Source organism: Shewanella sediminis HAW-EB3 (genome assembly GCF_000018025.1).
Lineage (GTDB): Bacteria > Pseudomonadota > Gammaproteobacteria > Enterobacterales > Shewanellaceae > Shewanella > Shewanella sediminis.
Genome location: NC_009831.1, coordinates 2,225,881 through 2,242,562, shown reverse-complemented (window position 1 = coordinate 2,242,562; position 16,682 = coordinate 2,225,881). Strand labels below are relative to the sequence as shown.

The window sequence follows — 16,682 nt, the reverse complement described above, 5'->3', positions numbered from 1 at the left end:
TAGATAAGGGGCTTTTTTTTACCTCTCTCCATATATGTATATCTAGCCTGTTGCTTTGATGAGCAAGCTAAACTCTCCCGCCTATTGTCTATAGATACCCGCCCTTGTCACTGTTATCCTTCTAACCGGAAAGATTAAACCTATTAGGCGTTACGTGCAGTTAAGAGATTACCAACAACAAGCCGTCGATTCGGCAGTCAATCACTTTAAAAAAAGTACTGACTCGGCTGTATTAGTTCTGCCGACAGGTTCCGGAAAAAGTATTGTCATTGCCGAATTGGCTCGAATAGCCAATGGACGGGTGCTGGTATTAACGCATGTAAAAGAGTTAGTCGCTCAAAATGCCGAAAAAGTGGGAATGCTCACAGCCGAAGCGAGTATCTACTCTGCCGGGCTGAACCAAAAATCGACTAAGAATAAAACCGTGGTTGCCAGCATTCAGTCAGCCGTGAGAGCACCACAGCAGTTCAATGAAGCATTCTCTTTAGTGATCATCGATGAATGCCACAGGGTAAGCTCAGAAACTGACAGTCAATATCAACAACTACTGTCTCACCTACGCACTCAAAACCCCAAAATAAGGCTATTAGGCCTCACTGCTACGCCTTACCGTCTGGACAGGGGCTGGATATATCACCAACATTATCACGGAAAGATTGGTAACCCTGATAAAGCAGTATTTCAACAATGCATTTTTGAACTGCCTATGCGTCCGTTGATTAAACAGGGCTACCTGAGTAAGCCTAAGCTGTTCGATGGGTTATCGGTACAGTACGATTTTAGCGAATTAAAAACGTCATCCAGTGGAGAATACCGGGAAAAGGAGGTCAATGACCTGCTTAGTCACTGTGGACGAGCCACGACGGCCATTGTTAAGCAACTCACTGAGATAGGAGCCAGCAGACAAGGGGTCATTATCTTTGCCGCCACTGTTCGCCATGCACAAGAGATAATGCAGCGTTTAATGCACGAGACGGCAGCCCTCATAACGGCCGACACTAAAACTGTCGACAGGGACGAGATCATCTGTGATTTCAAGGCGAGGAAAATAAAGTATCTCGTCAATGTCGCCGTACTGACCACAGGTTTCGATGCTCCTCATGTGGATCTTATCGCCATTTTAAGGCCTACCGCCTCCGTCAGCTTATTTCAGCAGATGGTCGGCAGAGGGCTTAGGATCTGTGAGGGAAAAGAGGAATGTCTGATCATCGATTATGCAGCCAATGGCTACGATCTCTTTTTTCCTGAAGTGGGACAAAATAAGCCCAATAGTAAGAGTGTCCCCGTACAAGTGCACTGCCCCGTTTGCGACTTTGCTAATATTTTCTGGGGGCTTGTCGACGATGATGGCGACATCATTGAACACTTCGGAAGGCGATGTCAGGCACTCGTTGAACATGGCCGGCAAAAAACTCAATGCGACTTTCGTTTTCGCTCTAAATCTTGCCCTAATTGTGGTGAAGAAAATGATATTGCAGCAAAAATTTGTCATCAATGCGATTCGATGTTGATCGATCCCGACAAGCGCTTGAAAGAAGTATTACAGCAAAAACATCACCACCTCTTTAAGTGCCAGGCGATGTTACTGGAAAATGAAGCCGATAAATTAAAGGTGCGCTATATAGATATCGATGGTAATGACTACTGCCAATATTTCAGTTTACAGTCTAAGGCACAAATCCGAGCCTTCTACGCCCTCTTCGTTCTGACACACACTCGTACTCCGGGGTTGAAACATGAGCAATACCAAAATGCAGAACAGGTCATCGCAGCGGCAGAACAGTTCAGAAAACCGGATCTACTGCTCCTGAAACTGAACAAGAAACGATGGGATTTAGTGGAAACATTCTTCGATTATCAGGGCCGTTTTCAGGTTGAGAATAAGTTTAATCATTAGAGAATATGCAAATATGCTCCTCCTGTGGTATAAAGTACGCGTATAAATTCTCAGGAGCAAATATGTTTGTCGTAATTTTTGGCCGTCCAGGCTGCCCATACTGTGTTAGAGCGGTACAACTTTCAGAGCAACTTGTTGAAGCTCGAGAAGACTTTAAATTCAAGTATGTCGATATTCATGCCGAAGGGATCAGCAAGGCCGATCTTGAAAAAACGGTAGGTAAGCCTGTTGAGACTGTTCCGCAGATTTTCGTCGATAAAGAGCACGTAGGTGGCTGCACCGAATTCGAACAATTTGTAAGAGAAAATCAGCTTCTGACACAGCCAGCATAAGACATTACGTCTAACGGCTAGCTTCAAGAACAGATTTATTTTAGATGAAATAAAAAGGAGGCCTAAGCCTCCTTTTTTAATGGTGTAAATCTATTACCGATTGGTATGATTAAAGCACATATTTTACCGAGAAAATAACGCGGTTTAACTCGCCGCTATCACCGTTTTGCTTCGTGTTTTCTGCATACATATACTCAACACCGACGGTCAAAGGCTTAACCGGTGAATAGAGTAAGTTCACATAACCTGAATAGGACTCTTCATTCACTGCGCCACCAGTTAACGCGACATCATTATCGGCCTTAAAGCCGGAAACAGTGAAACTTGAACGCCACTTATCATTCCACCAATGGCGATATGAAGCAAAGCCACCGTAGGAGCTGATGGTCTGAATATCACCATTTTCATCTAAGACACCTGCATTAGCATAGTTAAGTGCCATATAGCGGCCCATACCGTCACCAGCTGTCGCTGAAAGTTTGATATCGTCACTACCAACCGGAATCACACCGGTAAAACTGACCCCATAACCCATCTCCTGAGTATCGAGGTTATCTTTCTCAATGTTAAGCTGCCTCGCTAAACCTGCAACGGTGAATTTAGCGCCCCCCTCTGTTTTAAAATTATAGCGAGCAACAAAATCCGGAACCATGCCACTGCCACTGGTGATGCGTGAACCGCCCTCAAATGGAGTAACAGTAGTCTCTGGGTTCTCTACCGCAAACTGGAAGCCACCATTGGTATAGCGAACCAAAGACTGACGCACAAACGGCGTACCTTCAGCCGCGCCGACAAAATCTAAGTTCTCAGGAAGCGCGCCGGGGTTTTGGAACGTACTCCAGGTCTGACCCACTGTCCAGTTATCGAAGCTTACAATGGCATGACGAATTCGAGGAGAGTAACTATTTGAAACACGCTCATTACCATCTGCATGAGTCATAAAATCAAGCTCGATGAACCCACTTAACTTATGACCATCAAGATCTGTGCTGGTTTTGAAGTTAAAACGTGACTCGCGGGCCTGAAAATCGACAACTTGCTCACCGTTACCACTGACACCATAAATGGTTCCGGGAACATAGAACTGCCTAGATAGATTTCCAGAGTCCGGGGCGCCATTACTGTAATCACTGAACATGACATCCGTTTTTACATATCCACCAAATTTGAATTCTGTATCTCCAGCTTGTGCACTCACACTTACAGCCATCATAGTCGCAACGGCTACAAGGCTTAAGTTTGCATGTTTCATTGTTTATCTCCCTCATCATTATATTATTATCAGAATCAATATGACGGAGTTAACAAGCAATCAACATTAGCAAAACGTCTATCAATCAAAAGTATTACAGAAGGTGCTAATTGACTATTGGCACTCTAAAAAGATAAAAACTGTAAGAGTAAGTGATGAGGAAATTGAAACTATTTTGTTTGGTAGTGATGACGTCAGATGGGGCTAACTTTCGAACAATGACTACAAAAATTGCAAGAAAGAGCAAGTCAACTGGGCTAACGACACATTTTCTGTTTAATGGAGATTACTATCTAATACCAATCGGTATAAGAGTTATTTAACTAAGATGAGGTAACTGGATAAATCTGAAGGATGTCACCAAAGTGGTGGGCCGTGAAGGATTCGAACCTTCGACCAATGTGGACTATTTATAAAAAGAGAGTAAGAGTAAAGCCAACTACGCTAACGATCTATATAGCTTTAAGGAGTATTTCTATTTGAGGGATTATTTAGCAGACTAGATAAAACTGAGGAGTGCCACCAAAGTGGTGGGCCGTGAAGGATTCGAACCTTCGACCAATTGGTTAAAAAAGTAAAGCCAACTGCCTGTTGTTTTTAAAAGAGTCAACTGAGCTAACAACCCGTACTTGGTATTGCGCTTTGAATCTAACGACTTATTACTAAAATCTGAGTATCGTACACTTTCTAAGAAGTGGTGGGCCGTGAAGAATTCGAACCTTCGACCAATGTGGACTATTTATAAAAAGAGAGTAAGAGTAAAGCCAACTACGCTAACGATCTATATAGTTTTAAGGAGTATTTCTATTTGATGGATTATTTAGCAGACTAGATAAAACTGAGGAGTGCCACCAAAGTGGTGGGTCGTGAAGGATTCGAACCTTCGACCAATTGGTTAAAAGCCAACTGCTCTACCAACTGAGCTAACGACCCGTACTTGGTATTGCGCTTTGAATTCTACGAAGACGTACACTTTCAAAGGAAGTGGTGGGCCGTGAAGGATTCGAACCTTCGACCAATTGGTTAAAAGCCAACTGCTCTACCAACTGAGCTAACGGCCCTTACTTGGTATTACATTTCTGAATTCATCTACTATAAAAATAGATCCACCTCAGAAAAAGTGGTGGGTCGTGAAGGATTCGAACCTTCGACCAATGTGGTAGTTAAGAGTAAAGCCAACTGCGCTCTTATTATAAAGCATCAACTGAGCTAACATCTTTCCAACCTTTCTTTATTTATAGCCACTTAAAGGAAGTGGTGGGTCGTGAAGGATTCGAACCTTCGACCAATTGGTTAAAAGCCAACTGCTCTACCAACTGAGCTAACGACCCGTACTTGGTATTGCGCTTTGAATTCTACGAAAACGTACACTTTCAAAGAAGTGGTGGGCCGTGAAGGATTCGAACCTTCGACCAATTGGTTAAAAGCCAACTGCTCTACCAACTGAGCTAACGGCCCTTACTTGGTATTACATTTCTGAATTCATCTACTATAAAAATAGATCCACCTCAGAAAAAGTGGTGGGCCGTGAAGGATTCGAACCTTCGACCAATGTGGTAGTTAAGAGTAAAGCCAACTGCGCTCTTATTATAAAGCATCAACTGAGCTAACATCTTTCCAACCTTTCTTTATTTTTAGTCACTTAAAGGAAGTGGTGGGCCGTGAAGGATTCGAACCTTCGACCAATTGGTTAAAAGCCAACTGCTCTACCAACTGAGCTAACGGCCCTTACTTGGTATTACATTTCTGAATTCATCTACTATAAAAATAGATCCACCTCAGAAAAAGTGGTGGGCCGTGAAGGATTCGAACCTTCGACCAATTGGTTAAAAGCCAACTGCTCTACCAACTGAGCTAACGGCCCTTCTGGTAAATCATCCTGAATTTGCTCATTCACCTTAATGATGAGTCCACTTTCGGAAGAGTGGTTTTGAATTTAATAACCAAAGCATGACTTAAGTTATTCACTTTCAAAGAAGTGGTGGGCCGTGAAGGATTCGAACCTTCGACCAATTGGTTAAAAGCCAACTGCTCTACCAACTGAGCTAACGGCCCTTCTTGGTATTACATGTCTGAATTCATCTACTTTCAAACGCTAAGTAGATCCACCTCAGAAAAAGTGGTGGGCCGTGAAGGATTCGAACCTTCGACCAATTGGTTAAAAGCCAACTGCTCTACCAACTGAGCTAACGGCCCTTCTGGTAAATCATTCTGAATTTGCTCATTCACCTTAATGATGAGTCCACTTTCAGAAGAGTGGTTTTGAATTTAATAACCAAAGCATGACTTAAGTTATTCACTTTCAAAGAAGTGGTGGGCCGTGAAGGATTCGAACCTTCGACCAATTGGTTAAAAGCCAACTGCTCTACCAACTGAGCTAACGGCCCTTACTTGGTATTGCGCTTTGAATTTAACGACTTATGACTCAAACCTGAGTATCGTACACTTTCAAAGAAGTGGTGGGTCGTGAAGGATTCGAACCTTCGACCAATTGGTTAAAAGCCAACTGCTCTACCAACTGAGCTAACGACCCATCGAGTTCCGAAGAACTTAATCTACAGTTAAAACTTCTTAATCCGTAGACCCTCAAGCGACTCTGCCGCTCTAAGGGCGCCTATAATACCTTTTTCATCTTCTCTTGCAAGTGCAAATTTTGCATTTTTTGTTGTTTGCATGAAAAACAGACTAAGAGTATGTTTCTTGAATAAATTCAGATTAAAGAGCAGCCAACTGCTGCTTCGCAATACGTGCTGCGGCACTATTTGCGTACTCTTTGACGACTTTCTGGTAATAAACTTTAGCCGAAGAGATATTTCCAGTCTTCTCAGCGATCATTCCTAGCTTAACCAAGCTGTCTCCGCGCTTATTAGACTCAGAAAATTGATTTACTACCGTTTCAAACGCCTTCTTAGCCGTGACAAACTCCCCTTTATTATATAAAAGCTGCCCTAACCAGTAATTAGCGTTAGCCGCATAAGTCGAATTTGGGTATTGCTTGATAAAATCACTAAAGGCCGGAATCGCTTCATCATACTTTCTTTGCTTAAGAACCAAGTTAACAGCATGCTCATAGCTCGCTGTTTCACCTAACGTAGATGATGCAGAAGGGTTAACCTCTGAAGATGAAGTGACTGCAGGGAGCTGCGTTGGCTTGGCCGATAGATTGGCAATATCTTCATAGAGCTGACGTTGACGCTGCAACATCTGTTCAATTTGATAGCTTTGTTGCTCATTCAGACCACGCAGGTCAAGCACCTCTTGCTGCAACACATCCAAGCGTTGCTGCGTCTGAAACTCAGATTGCTGCTTCGCCTTTAAGATCCTTTCTAAACGCGCAATTCTTTCATCGTTTGAACCACCGGTTGCATCAGCAACCGGAGCGGGTGCAGCAGTTGCCACACCGATACTGAGAAGAATTGCCGTAGTTAATACGGCACTTTTCATAAAAAACCTTAACAACTAAATTAATAAACTAAGACAGCTCTACGGTTAATGGCAAAACCATCGTCTGTACGAGACATATCGAGTGGTTTTTCTTCACCGTAGCTCACGATACTCATCTGACTTGGCAATACGCCCATACCTTGTAGGTACTTTGCCACAGCTTTAGCACGTCTTTCGCCAAGTGCAATATTGTACTCTGGAGTACCACGCTCGTCGGCATGTCCCTCAATCATTAAGCGAACATTAGGATGTTCTACCAGGTAGTTGCCATGAGCCTGTAATACTTCGGCAAATTGCATAGAAACAGAACTACGATCGAAATCGAAATAGATGACATGCTCTTTACGTAGCTCTTGGTACTTCAAACGCTGTTGTTCTTCTGGCGTTAGTATTGGCGCAACACCGCCAGTTTCTACTCCACTACCCGTTGATAATTCGCTTCCAGAACCTGAAGTTGAGCTAGTCGCATCGGTTTCAGACTCAGAAGTTGAACTACAAGCGCTGATAGCCATGATAGGAAGAGCAACCAGCATCGCTTTAAACAGCTTATTGAGATCCATTTTTAATCCTTATTATTCTTTATCGTTAATATATTAGAGAAAAGGTGACCAAGAAGGTGATTTAACTTCCCCTTGACCCGTTGGCAGTCGGGCTTTAAATCGTCCATCCGTTGAAACCGCTGCTAAAACTTGCTTACCTTGGTAGGTCGTTCCGTAAATCACCATAGTTCCATTTGGTGCTACGCTAGGTGATTCATCAAGACGTGTCGATGTCAGTACCTGCATAAAGCGTGTTTCCAGATCCATTCTGGCAATATTATATTTACCATTTGTTCTGTTCACAAAAATCATGCTTCGACCATCAGGTAGAATTGAACCACCTAAGTTCCACTCCCCTTCAAATGTCATTCTTTGCACCTTACCAGAGGCCAGTGTCACTTTGTAAATTTGAGGGCGACCGCCGCGCTCCGAGGTGAAGATCAAAGATTTTCCATCAGGAAACCAAGATGCCTCTGTATCGATAGCATAATGATTTGTGACACGTTTAAGTGCTTTAGTGCTGATATCAACGACATAAATCTCAGGTTGGCCGTCTTTAGACAGAGTCAAAGCCAGTTTTTTTCCATCGGGAGAAAAAACAGGGGCGCCATTGATTCCGGCAAAGCTGGTAATTTTACTTCTAGATTGCGTATAAATATCCTGTATGAAAATTTCCGCTTTTTTGTTTTCGAAACTCACATAAGCAAGCTGTCGTCCATCGGGCGACCATGATGGTGACATCAAGGGCTCCGGAGAGCGTAACAGCATCTGTTCATTATGCCCGTCGTAATCTGAAATCATCAACTGGTACGGTGACTTCTCACCATGCTTAACGACAACATAAGCAATGCGAGTCAAGAAAGCACCACGGATACCCGTTAGCTTTTCGTAGATAATATCACTAATGCGGTGACCATATTGTCTGAACTGAGCAGATGAAATAACGGTTTCGCGACTATCAATCAAGAACTCCTGTTTTGACTGAGGGCCCGTACCCGATTGCATCTGTGCTTTTACAAGATCGACCAGGTCGAAGCTCACCAAATATTTATCTTCGCCATAAGGCTTAATCGCCCCCATGACCACAGCTTCGGCACCAACATTCGCCCAATCTTTAGCTTGAAACTGAGAAATAGCACTAATGTTTCGTTGCGGCAGACTCAGCTCATCCAAGGTTTTAAACGTGCCACTTCGAGTCAGATCAGACATAACGACATCAGAGATCTGCTGCGGTGCGGGTCCCTGCCCTTGCCAGACAAAAGGAACCACTGCGATAGGCCTCGCCGCATCGATACCTTCGGTTATCACGATATCCAGTGCCGCTCTTACAGGTGAGCTTAATATAACCAGCCCTAAGACGAGCCATTTTCCAAAAGTCTTCATATGACTCCTTTTAATTAAATTCAGGTTGAACAGTTAAATTAATCTCTTTTAATTTGTTATAAACATCTGGCTCACTCGACACAGGCAACCGACCGGCTTTATTTATCGCCGTTTTAGTCGCTCGGCATACAACCGGATCACCCGACAATATTTTATTGGCGGTGACAAACCCGTCATTCGCTAAACGAATAAATATACGACAGCTCTTACCTCGCATCGACTCATCGACAACAAGGTTTCGCTGAATAGTCGCCCTAATCATGCTGGTATAACGCTGAACTTCAGTCATTACTTGCTTATTACGTGTCTGAGACAGTGCGGCCTGCTCGGCAGCTAAGGCATCTTGCATCATCTGCTCTTGCTGTTGACGAGCCTGCTCCTCAGCTTTGCGCTTACGCTCGGCTTCAGCCTTACGTTTGCGTTCCGCCTCCTCTTTACGCTTACGCTCATCGGCTGCTTTTTTCGCCGCAGCTTCTTCCTGCTTACGTTTTTCAGCGGCTTTTTTTGCTGCCACTTCAGAGGCTTTGCGTTCTTTCTCTTTCTGTTTTCTGTCAGCTTCTGCTTTTTGTGCTTTATCCTTGGCTTGCTTCTCTTTTAATTGAGCCGCCTTTGCAGCCGCTGCGGCATTTTTCGTTTCTATCTCTTTTTGCTTACGTTGTTTTTCGAGCTTTTTAATTTGAGCCTGTTCACGCTCTCGCTCCTGGCGAGCTTCCTTCGCCTTAAGCTCTAAATCATCTTGTCTGGCTTTCTCCTTGCGCTCAGTTTCTCTTTTTTCGGCTTTAAGTCTCTCAACGTGCTGAGCCACTTTTTTCTGATCCACCACAACGGCTTGTACAGCAGGGGCACTCGCCTGTGGCTGAGGTTTTGGGGGTTCAGAAAAATCGACACCCAATGCGAGAATAACTAACACGCCAATATGAATGCCAGCTGAAATCACCAGAGGTAACGTAAAATTTGCTTTATCTGTCACCGACTACTCCTCAGGTGAATCTGTCATCAACCCGACCGAAGGCACACCGGCACCTTGTAAGGTCACCATGAGCTGAATGACCTTCTCATAAGCGATGCTTCTATCGGCTTTGACCACAACCGGGCGCTCCGGCTCTAGCTGAATAATGGCCCCAACTCTGATTGCGATCTCTTCTAAATCGAGTGTTTGTCGATCGCTTGAGCTCCCTACATCCAGAAAATAATCCCCATCGGCATCGATTGAAGCCACAACGGGTGGTTTACTGTCTGCGGGTAAAGCCTCCGAAGAGGCTTGAGGAAGATCGACTTTAACCCCCTGAGTCACGATGGGGGCTGTCACCATGAAAATAATCAACAAGACCAACATCACGTCGATGTATGGCACCACATTGATCTCAGCCACCGGACGACGGCGCTTTCGCTGATAGCCCTGCTGCATTAGCCTTCATCCTTTTCGCTGTACGCTTGGCGGTGTAAAATACTTGAAAACTCCTCCATGAAGTTTGCATAGGACATCTCAATACTATCGACCTGAGTGGTAAAGCGGTTATAAGCAATAACGGCAGGAATAGCGGCAAATAAGCCCATCGCCGTAGCAATCAATGCCTCAGCAATACCTGGCGCGACCATGGCAAGCGTCGCATTTTCGACTGCACCAAGGGCGATGAAGGAGTTCATGATCCCCCATACCGTGCCAAATAAGCCGATATAAGGACTCGTTGAACCTATGGTCGCTAGCAAAGGAAGATGAGTTTCAAGCTTTTCCATCTCTCTTGACAGAGATACCCTCATCGCTCGATAGCTACCATCCATCACCGCCGCAGGGACCTTGCCATTTAACTTACTTAATCTCGCATATTCCTTAAATCCGGTATGGAACAGGGCTTCCAGACCTTCATTTCCATCTTGTCGAGCAGATATTTCTTTATAAAGCTTGTTGAGATCGACACCAGACCAAAATCTATCTTCAAATTTAATGGAGCTTTGCTTCGCCGTTGTTAACAAGCGGCGGCGCTGAATAATCACAGCCCATGAGATCACTGACAAACTCAGTAAGGTTAACATCACAAACTTGACCAACAAACTGGCTTGTAAAAATAATCCAATAAACGAAATATCAGCTTCCACCTGTAAACTCCTGAGCAATATTTTGGGGAATGGCACGAGGTTTCATACAAGATAAAGTGATACAAGCAACTAAGATGTTACCTTCACAATATAAAACGCCCTGCTTATCGACTAGACGTTGATTAAACATCAACGACGCTTTCTTAATCTTTGTGACAACAGTTTCTACAATAAGGTCCTGTTCGAACTTCGCAGGTTTACAAAAATCCAATTCGGCCTTCTTGACAACAAACGCAATATCTTCAGCTAACAGAGCGGTCTGTTTCACTCCCATATCTTTCAACCATTCGGTTCTGGCTCGTTCAAAAAAATTAAGATAATTTGAATGATAAACGACACCACCGGCATCGGTATCTTCGTAATAGACTGAAATAGGCCAGCGAAACATGAGTATAAATGCCAATCAATGATTTAAAACAGAGGGCTACTATACCTAGCCCAAATGAAATTGTGAATGCTTCTCAGCAGGCTAGGATCACTATCTTCGTAAATTTTTGTTCATAAAAAAGAGGAGCCATTGCTCCTCTTTTTAACTCATTTCACTTTTTAGTGACTATTGGTTAATTTTTGCCGGTATTTTCAGACCAAAGCTATCGAAAAGAAAACTATAAATATCGGCAAATTCATCAATCTTCATGGCTGTTGGTTTGCCCTTTCCGTGTCCGGCTTTCGACTCTATGCGCATGATGATGGGTGCATTGCCTTTTTGCTTGGCTTGCAGCATAGCGCCAAACTTAAAGCTGTGCAGAGGTACAACCCTGTCGTCATGGTCCGCAGTCATGACCATAGTCGCAGGGTATGCTCTCTCGGTAACATTATGATAAGGAGAGTAAGCCAGCAGTGCAGGAAATTGCTCGGCCACATCTGCACTACCATATTCGCTGGTCCAAGCCCAACCTATGGTGAACTTATGGAAACGCAACATATCAAGTACGCCGACTGCCGGAAGGACTGCCGCAAACAGTTCCGGACGCTGCGTTAGTGTTGCTCCCATCAACAAGCCACCGTTACTTCGGCCATATGCACCTAACTTACTCTTGTTGGTGTAATTTTGCTCGACCAGATACTCAGCTGCTGCATAGTAATCATCAAACACATTCTGTTTTTTATCCAGCATTCCGGCTTGATGCCAGCTCTCTCCATATTCGGCGCCACCTCTTAAGTTCGGCACCGCATACACACCACCAAGGTCCATCCACGCAATATTTGCAGGGCTAAATCTAGGCGTTAATGAGATAGCAAATCCACCATAGGCATAGAGTAAAGTGGGATTGTCTCCGGTTTTCTGCAACCCTTTCTTATAAGAGATCATCATAGGCACACGAGTGCCATCTTTGCTGTTATAAAAAACCTGCTCCGAGACATAATCATCGGGGTTAAATGACACTTTGGGTTCGGTAAATAAGGTCGAGCTGCCCGTCTTAAAGTCAAATCGGTAAGTCGTTTTGGCTTGAGCATAACTATTAAAGACATAATAGAAATAGTCTTTGCTGCGCTTCCCATAGGGACCGGCAACTTTACCTTTTCCGGGGAGAGTCACATCTTGTCTCTTATCACCGCTCAAACTGAAGATAGAGAGCTTGCCTAGTACATCGTGCAGATAACTGACAACCAGATGGTCGTTAATAATCGAGATACTGCTTATGGGATCGGTAGACTCAGGAATTATCGTGTGCCAATTAGACTTATCACTCTTATTCACATCTATCGCAATGACTTTACCATTCGGTGCATCGAGATCCGTTTTGAAGTAAAAAATCGACTTGTCATTTCCCAGGAAGCTATATTCAGCTTCCAGATCGATGATAAGCTCAACGACATCAGCGTCCTTCTCCAGGCTCTTGTAGAAAAAGCGGTTACGACTATCCGTTCCCTGAGAGATGGATAGCAACAGGTAGTCACCCGCTTCAGACACTTCGATTCCGAAGCCCCAATCTTTATTCTGTGGCCGCTCATAGACCAGTTTATCCTGACTCTGATCGGTACCTATTTTATGAAAGTACACTTTCTGATTAAAATTCACATCGGCAAGCAGGTTACCGCCGGCGGGTGCATCATACCGTGCGTAATAGACGCCACCGTTATCCTTACTCCACTCGGCACCCGAGAACTTAATCCACTTAAGTTCGTCATTTAACTTAGTTCCGCTGGCAATGTCGACAAATTGCCATTGCTGCCAATCTGAACCAGAATTTGAAACACCATAAGCTAAGGTATTACCATCGCCGCTGACGGAAACCCCTGATAAGGCAACCGTACCGTCAGAAGAAAGCGTATTCGGATCGAGAAGTACCTTCTCTTTCCCATCCGCTCCCTTTACAAACAAAACTGATTGAGCCTGGAGGCCATCATTTCGATAGTAAAAAGTATTATCACCGTGCTCGAAAGGCGCTGACACTTTTTCATAATTCCAAAGCTCGGTAATACGGTCGACAATCGCTTGCTTATTTTTAATTCCTGCCAGATAGGCATGCCCATCGGCCTGTTGCGCTTTTACCCAGTTTGTCGTTTCCTCAGACTCCACTTCGAGGTGACGATACGGATCCGCGACCTGTACACCGTGTATTGTCTCTATCGTGCTTGCCGGCGAGGGAATTTGAGGAGATGAGACTTGCTTCTCAGTCGTCGTTGCCTGACACCCCATTAACGCGATGCCGACTCCAGCCATTAAAATGTGCTGTTTTTTAAGTATTGATTTAAATACCATCATTGCCATCCTGATGCAGATATTATTGGAATTATAGATATTGTTATTATTGGAGGGAAAACCTCAATTAACGAAGTACTATACAAGCAAAAAAAATGATGGCAATGAAAGAAAAATTTTAAGGAAACCCTTGTTACCAAACCCGGATTAATAAATCTGTAACATGGATTATTTATTTGAACCGTCAAATTATGCAAAAATTCTGCTTAAACACCCGCAAACCAGCTTCACAATTGAATTTACCGACCAAGATCACACTTAGCAACATAAGAAAAACTAATGCAAGAATGCAATTTTTCTAGTTTGTTAGTTTAGAGGACGAACCCTATAATTCACCTCGTTTTCTGGAAGTGTCTGCCTGGCAGATATGAAAACAAGAACTCTTAATTCCCGTGTTTACACGTGAATTTTATCCCTGGTTCTTATGCTTGACTTCCTTCCTTCAATTTGTTGATTGCAATACATATTTTGCAGCCCATTTAATTTATTAAGTGGGCTTTTTTTTGTCTGAATTTTTGTATTGAACTCCCAACTCTTGAATAGCTCTCTACGAGCATAAAAAAGCCCAACGCTAAGGTTGGGCATTCCAAGTTGTAAAGCAGCCAGATAGATTTACCTGAGAAGCTCGCGATAAACGGGTCTACATAGGTTTACTAATTCTAATAACGACTCGCCTGTTTCGAGAGCGCTCATCGATGGTATCATTCGATGCCACATGGTGGCGCTCACCATGGCCAACGGTATGAATTCTCTCTTGTGTTATCCCCGCAGACAGGAAGAAGTTCTTTACAGAATCAGCTCTCTCCTCGGATACTTTTTGGTTAATTGAACGGCCACCGTAACTATCGGTGTAAGCATCGATCAATACCAGTTCAACCTCAGGATCATAGGCAAGGTACTCTTGAATTTTAGCAATCTGCGCCTTGGCGTAGCGCGTCAACTCTGCTCCACCAAATTCATAGGTCAAAACGGTAAACGCAATATCATCAAAACTGTATGGCAATAAACCGGCTAAGCAAGATTTAAACTCACCATATTTTCGGTTGAAGTTAACGGCCGATAGCCCAACAGCAATTTTATTCGATCGGTTATACCAGTCAGCATAATAGAAGGTGGGCTGCATCCCTCTCTCTAACTCGGCTAACATAGACCAGGCAGCATTTCTGGGCACTTCACCACTAAAATACTTCTGATAACTGAGCTCAGTTATCTCTTTAGAGAGAATTCCGGGGCGCCACGCCGGAGCCAGGCTCATTAACTTAGCCTGAGTCACTTGATCTGGCTTTACCCACATATCTAAACTGAAATTCAGATTATGATCTTTGCCTGCTGTGCTTGTGAATACCGCTTTACCATAGGAGGGAATATCATGCTCAAGGCGACATATAATGGGGGTACTATCACTGAGTTTCCATTGGGATTGATCGAGAGAGGCAACATAATGACGCAACTCTGCATTAGCAAACAAAGGCATACACAGTGTCAACGCCAACAATACTCTAAGCCACATACACAGCACTCTTATTAATTCCATTACTTAATGCTATCGGCACATTTTTCTATACCTTTAGCTCATAATATGAACATTCGAACATGACAGCAATACCCAGTTGCAGCATAATAGCGGCCTGCTAACTATTTGGACATTTTAATGAGCGAAATTTGCGACGCCAATAAATTAAATCACCGTTTTCGAGGCTATTTTCCCGTTGTCATCGATGTTGAGACAGCCGGGTTCAATGCCCAAACAGATGCGTTGCTTGAAATCGCCGTCACCATGCTAAAAATGGATGACGAAGGTGTACTCGGTTTAGACAAGACTCTGCACTACCATATCGAACCTTTTGAGGGAGCAAACCTGGAGCCCGAAGCACTCGCTTTCACCGGTATCGATCCAACTAACCCGCTTCGTGGTGCTGTCAGCGAAAAGGAAGCATTCTTAGAGATCTTTAAAGAAGTTAAGAAAGCGCAAAAAGCCGCTGGCTGTCACCGCAGTATAATCGTAGCGCATAATGCGGCATTCGATCATGGCTTTGTTTCAAAAGCTGTCGAACGTAACGGACTAAAAAGAACACCTTTCCATCCTTTTGCCACCTTCGATACCGCGACTCTTGCGGGATTAGCCATAGGGCATACCGTCCTTGCAAAAGCCTGTTCAATTGCCGGTATTCCCTTCGACAATAATGAAGCCCATTCTGCCTTGTACGATACCGAGCGCACCGCAGAGCTTTTTTGCTTAATCGTTAACCGTTGGAAGGCATTAGGCGGTTGGCCATTAGCCACGCCCGATGAGTCGACACTCGAAACGGAAAGTGAAGCGTAACTGAGTAACTATAGATATTGGCATATTAGCTATCTGGTTCCGTACACGAATGATGCACGCAAAAAAAGCCAGTGGATCCACTGGCTTTTTACTATCTAACTTTTACTGCCCAACTCATAACCATCTATCTCGACTCGATCTTTCCCACAAACGTGGCGCGCCCATATTAGCCCCCTGAATATTTCCATGAGGCGCTTTAGCGACGAGTTTTGCGTATTCCGTAGAGTTCAGTTTCAGCAAATTCTCATGATCGCCGGACTCAATATAGACAGGTTCAGCGGTTAACAAGCTGTCATCTACCAGCATTGGCATTTGATAAGCACGCCCAATCGCCGGTATCGCGCCTTTAACACAATCAGGAAACAGGTCCTGCAACTTGCGCTCACTGACTAAGTGATAATTTTTACCCATGAGATTGTCAACCTCGGGTAGTGACACCCGCTTATTGGCAGGCAGTGAAGCCATCAAGTACTCCCCATCATCATCTTGTAACACCACAGCTTTACTCACCCTAGCTGCGGGTAGATGGGCAGAACGAGACGAATCCAGTGATGTTTGGGTGCGACGATGCTCTACATGTTCGAAATGTACATGTTCTTTATCGAGGTACTCATTAAGTGTGATTGCAATGGCCATAAAAACCTCCTTCGCTATAGAAAGAATAAGCCCCACAGTGGATTTGATCAAGCTCAGCCCCCCAATATTCAC

At 44.0% G+C, this 16,682-nt stretch carries 14 protein-coding genes and 11 tRNA genes; 3 read left to right on the top strand and 22 right to left on the bottom strand.

Annotation, left to right across the window (positions count from 1 at the left end):
* Positions 1-154 precede the first annotated feature (154 nt).
* Both radD and SSED_RS09690 read left to right on the top strand, forming a co-directional pair.
* Positions 155-1,897, top strand: coding sequence for a DNA repair helicase RadD (gene radD / locus SSED_RS09695; protein WP_012142209.1), 1,743 nt, complete (start codon positions 155-157; stop codon positions 1,895-1,897).
* Positions 1,898-1,959: 62 nt separating this feature from the next.
* Entirely contained in the window at positions 1,960-2,229 is a 270-nt protein-coding gene (locus SSED_RS09690) for a GrxA family glutaredoxin (protein ID WP_012142208.1), read from the top strand.
* Between the two features lie 109 nt (positions 2,230-2,338).
* Here SSED_RS09690 and SSED_RS09685 read toward each other — a convergent pair whose 3' ends face one another.
* The 21 genes from SSED_RS09685 to SSED_RS09585 all read right to left on the bottom strand — a co-directional run bounded on the left by SSED_RS09685 (position 2,339) and on the right by SSED_RS09585 (position 15,161).
* Positions 2,339-3,481, bottom strand: coding sequence for a DcaP family trimeric outer membrane transporter (locus SSED_RS09685; protein WP_012142207.1), 1,143 nt, complete (start codon positions 3,479-3,481; stop codon positions 2,339-2,341).
* Positions 3,482-4,009: 528 nt separating this feature from the next.
* Positions 4,010-4,106: transfer RNA gene (locus SSED_RS09680), tRNA-OTHER, on the bottom strand.
* Positions 4,107-4,338: 232 nt separating this feature from the next.
* Positions 4,339-4,414 (bottom strand) — tRNA-Lys (locus tag SSED_RS09675).
* A gap of 52 nt (positions 4,415-4,466) precedes the next feature.
* Positions 4,467-4,542, bottom strand: a tRNA-Lys gene (locus SSED_RS09670).
* A 194-nt stretch (positions 4,543-4,736) separates the two neighbouring features.
* Positions 4,737-4,812 (bottom strand) — tRNA-Lys (locus SSED_RS09665).
* Between the two features lie 51 nt (positions 4,813-4,863).
* Positions 4,864-4,939 (bottom strand) — tRNA-Lys (locus SSED_RS09660).
* A 194-nt stretch (positions 4,940-5,133) separates the two neighbouring features.
* A tRNA-Lys gene (locus tag SSED_RS09655) sits at positions 5,134-5,209 on the bottom strand.
* A 60-nt stretch (positions 5,210-5,269) separates the two neighbouring features.
* Positions 5,270-5,345 (bottom strand) — tRNA-Lys (locus tag SSED_RS09650).
* Positions 5,346-5,460: 115 nt separating this feature from the next.
* Positions 5,461-5,536, bottom strand: a tRNA-Lys gene (locus SSED_RS09645).
* 65 nt (positions 5,537-5,601) lie between these two features.
* Positions 5,602-5,677, bottom strand: a tRNA-Lys gene (locus SSED_RS09640).
* Positions 5,678-5,792: 115 nt separating this feature from the next.
* Positions 5,793-5,868 (bottom strand) — tRNA-Lys (locus SSED_RS09635).
* Positions 5,869-5,938: 70 nt separating this feature from the next.
* A tRNA-Lys gene (locus tag SSED_RS09630) sits at positions 5,939-6,014 on the bottom strand.
* Positions 6,015-6,196: 182 nt separating this feature from the next.
* Positions 6,197-6,925, bottom strand: coding sequence for a tol-pal system protein YbgF (gene ybgF, locus SSED_RS09625; RefSeq protein WP_012142206.1), 729 nt, complete (start codon positions 6,923-6,925; stop codon positions 6,197-6,199).
* 20 nt (positions 6,926-6,945) lie between these two features.
* Positions 6,946-7,485 carry a peptidoglycan-associated lipoprotein Pal gene (pal, locus tag SSED_RS09620; protein ID WP_012142205.1) on the bottom strand — a complete coding sequence of 180 codons (540 nt, stop codon included), beginning with the start codon at positions 7,483-7,485 and terminating at the stop codon, positions 6,946-6,948.
* Between the two features lie 33 nt (positions 7,486-7,518).
* Positions 7,519-8,847 carry a Tol-Pal system beta propeller repeat protein TolB gene (gene tolB / locus SSED_RS09615; protein ID WP_012142204.1) on the bottom strand — a complete coding sequence of 443 codons (1,329 nt, stop codon included), beginning with the start codon at positions 8,845-8,847 and terminating at the stop codon, positions 7,519-7,521.
* Between the two features lie 10 nt (positions 8,848-8,857).
* Positions 8,858-9,817 (bottom strand): cell envelope integrity protein TolA, encoded by a 960-nt coding sequence (gene tolA, locus SSED_RS09610; protein ID WP_012142203.1) that lies wholly within the window; start codon positions 9,815-9,817, stop codon positions 8,858-8,860.
* Between the two features lie 3 nt (positions 9,818-9,820).
* Positions 9,821-10,255: a protein TolR gene (gene tolR / locus SSED_RS09605; RefSeq protein ID WP_012142202.1), complete on the bottom strand. Its 435-nt coding sequence runs from the start codon at positions 10,253-10,255 to the stop codon at positions 9,821-9,823.
* The gene (tolQ, locus tag SSED_RS09600; protein ID WP_012142201.1) at positions 10,255-10,944 is read right to left on the bottom strand and encodes a protein TolQ; all 690 of its coding nucleotides are present in this window, start codon (positions 10,942-10,944) and stop codon (positions 10,255-10,257) included. Before tolQ ends, tolR begins: the two co-directional genes overlap by 1 nt.
* On the bottom strand, positions 10,934-11,332 hold the full coding sequence (gene ybgC, locus SSED_RS09595) for a tol-pal system-associated acyl-CoA thioesterase (RefSeq protein ID WP_012142200.1): 399 nt from the start codon (positions 11,330-11,332) through the stop codon (positions 10,934-10,936). Before ybgC ends, tolQ begins: the two co-directional genes overlap by 11 nt.
* 165 nt (positions 11,333-11,497) lie before the next feature.
* Complete coding sequence (locus SSED_RS09590) at positions 11,498-13,651, bottom strand: prolyl oligopeptidase family serine peptidase (RefSeq protein ID WP_041421623.1); 2,154 nt, start codon at positions 13,649-13,651, stop codon at positions 11,498-11,500.
* Positions 13,652-14,291: 640 nt separating this feature from the next.
* On the bottom strand, positions 14,292-15,161 hold the full coding sequence (locus SSED_RS09585; RefSeq protein WP_041421621.1) for a flagellar protein MotY: 870 nt from the start codon (positions 15,159-15,161) through the stop codon (positions 14,292-14,294).
* Between the two features lie 141 nt (positions 15,162-15,302).
* On the opposite strand from SSED_RS09585, the gene rnt reads away from it, so the two are divergent.
* On the top strand, positions 15,303-15,974 hold the full coding sequence (gene rnt, locus SSED_RS09580; RefSeq protein ID WP_012142197.1) for a ribonuclease T: 672 nt from the start codon (positions 15,303-15,305) through the stop codon (positions 15,972-15,974).
* A gap of 114 nt (positions 15,975-16,088) precedes the next feature.
* Here the strand turns inward: rnt and SSED_RS09575 are convergent, their stop codons facing one another.
* Positions 16,089-16,610 carry an aminoacyl-tRNA deacylase gene (locus SSED_RS09575; protein ID WP_012142196.1) on the bottom strand — a complete coding sequence of 174 codons (522 nt, stop codon included), beginning with the start codon at positions 16,608-16,610 and terminating at the stop codon, positions 16,089-16,091.
* Positions 16,611-16,682 lie beyond the last annotated feature (72 nt).

What these genes read in the sequence shown, in the direction of transcription:
- rnt (WP_012142197.1), top strand. Translation starts at nt 15,303, where the DNA reads ATGAGCGAAATTTGCGACGCCAATAAATTAAATCACCGTTTTCGAGGC.
- SSED_RS09585 (WP_041421621.1), bottom strand. Translation starts at nt 15,161, where the DNA reads ATGTGGCTTAGAGTATTGTTGGCGTTGACACTGTGTATGCCTTTGTTT.
- ybgC (WP_012142200.1), bottom strand. Translation starts at nt 11,332, where the DNA reads ATGTTTCGCTGGCCTATTTCAGTCTATTACGAAGATACCGATGCCGGT.
- tolB (WP_012142204.1), bottom strand. Translation starts at nt 8,847, where the DNA reads ATGAAGACTTTTGGAAAATGGCTCGTCTTAGGGCTGGTTATATTAAGC.
- SSED_RS09690 (WP_012142208.1), top strand. Translation starts at nt 1,960, where the DNA reads ATGTTTGTCGTAATTTTTGGCCGTCCAGGCTGCCCATACTGTGTTAGA.
- SSED_RS09590 (WP_041421623.1), bottom strand. Translation starts at nt 13,651, where the DNA reads ATGGTATTTAAATCAATACTTAAAAAACAGCACATTTTAATGGCTGGA.
- tolR (WP_012142202.1), bottom strand. Translation starts at nt 10,255, where the DNA reads ATGCAGCAGGGCTATCAGCGAAAGCGCCGTCGTCCGGTGGCTGAGATC.
- SSED_RS09575 (WP_012142196.1), bottom strand. Translation starts at nt 16,610, where the DNA reads ATGGCCATTGCAATCACACTTAATGAGTACCTCGATAAAGAACATGTA.
- pal (WP_012142205.1), bottom strand. Translation starts at nt 7,485, where the DNA reads ATGGATCTCAATAAGCTGTTTAAAGCGATGCTGGTTGCTCTTCCTATC.
- SSED_RS09685 (WP_012142207.1), bottom strand. Translation starts at nt 3,481, where the DNA reads ATGAAACATGCAAACTTAAGCCTTGTAGCCGTTGCGACTATGATGGCT.
- ybgF (WP_012142206.1), bottom strand. Translation starts at nt 6,925, where the DNA reads ATGAAAAGTGCCGTATTAACTACGGCAATTCTTCTCAGTATCGGTGTG.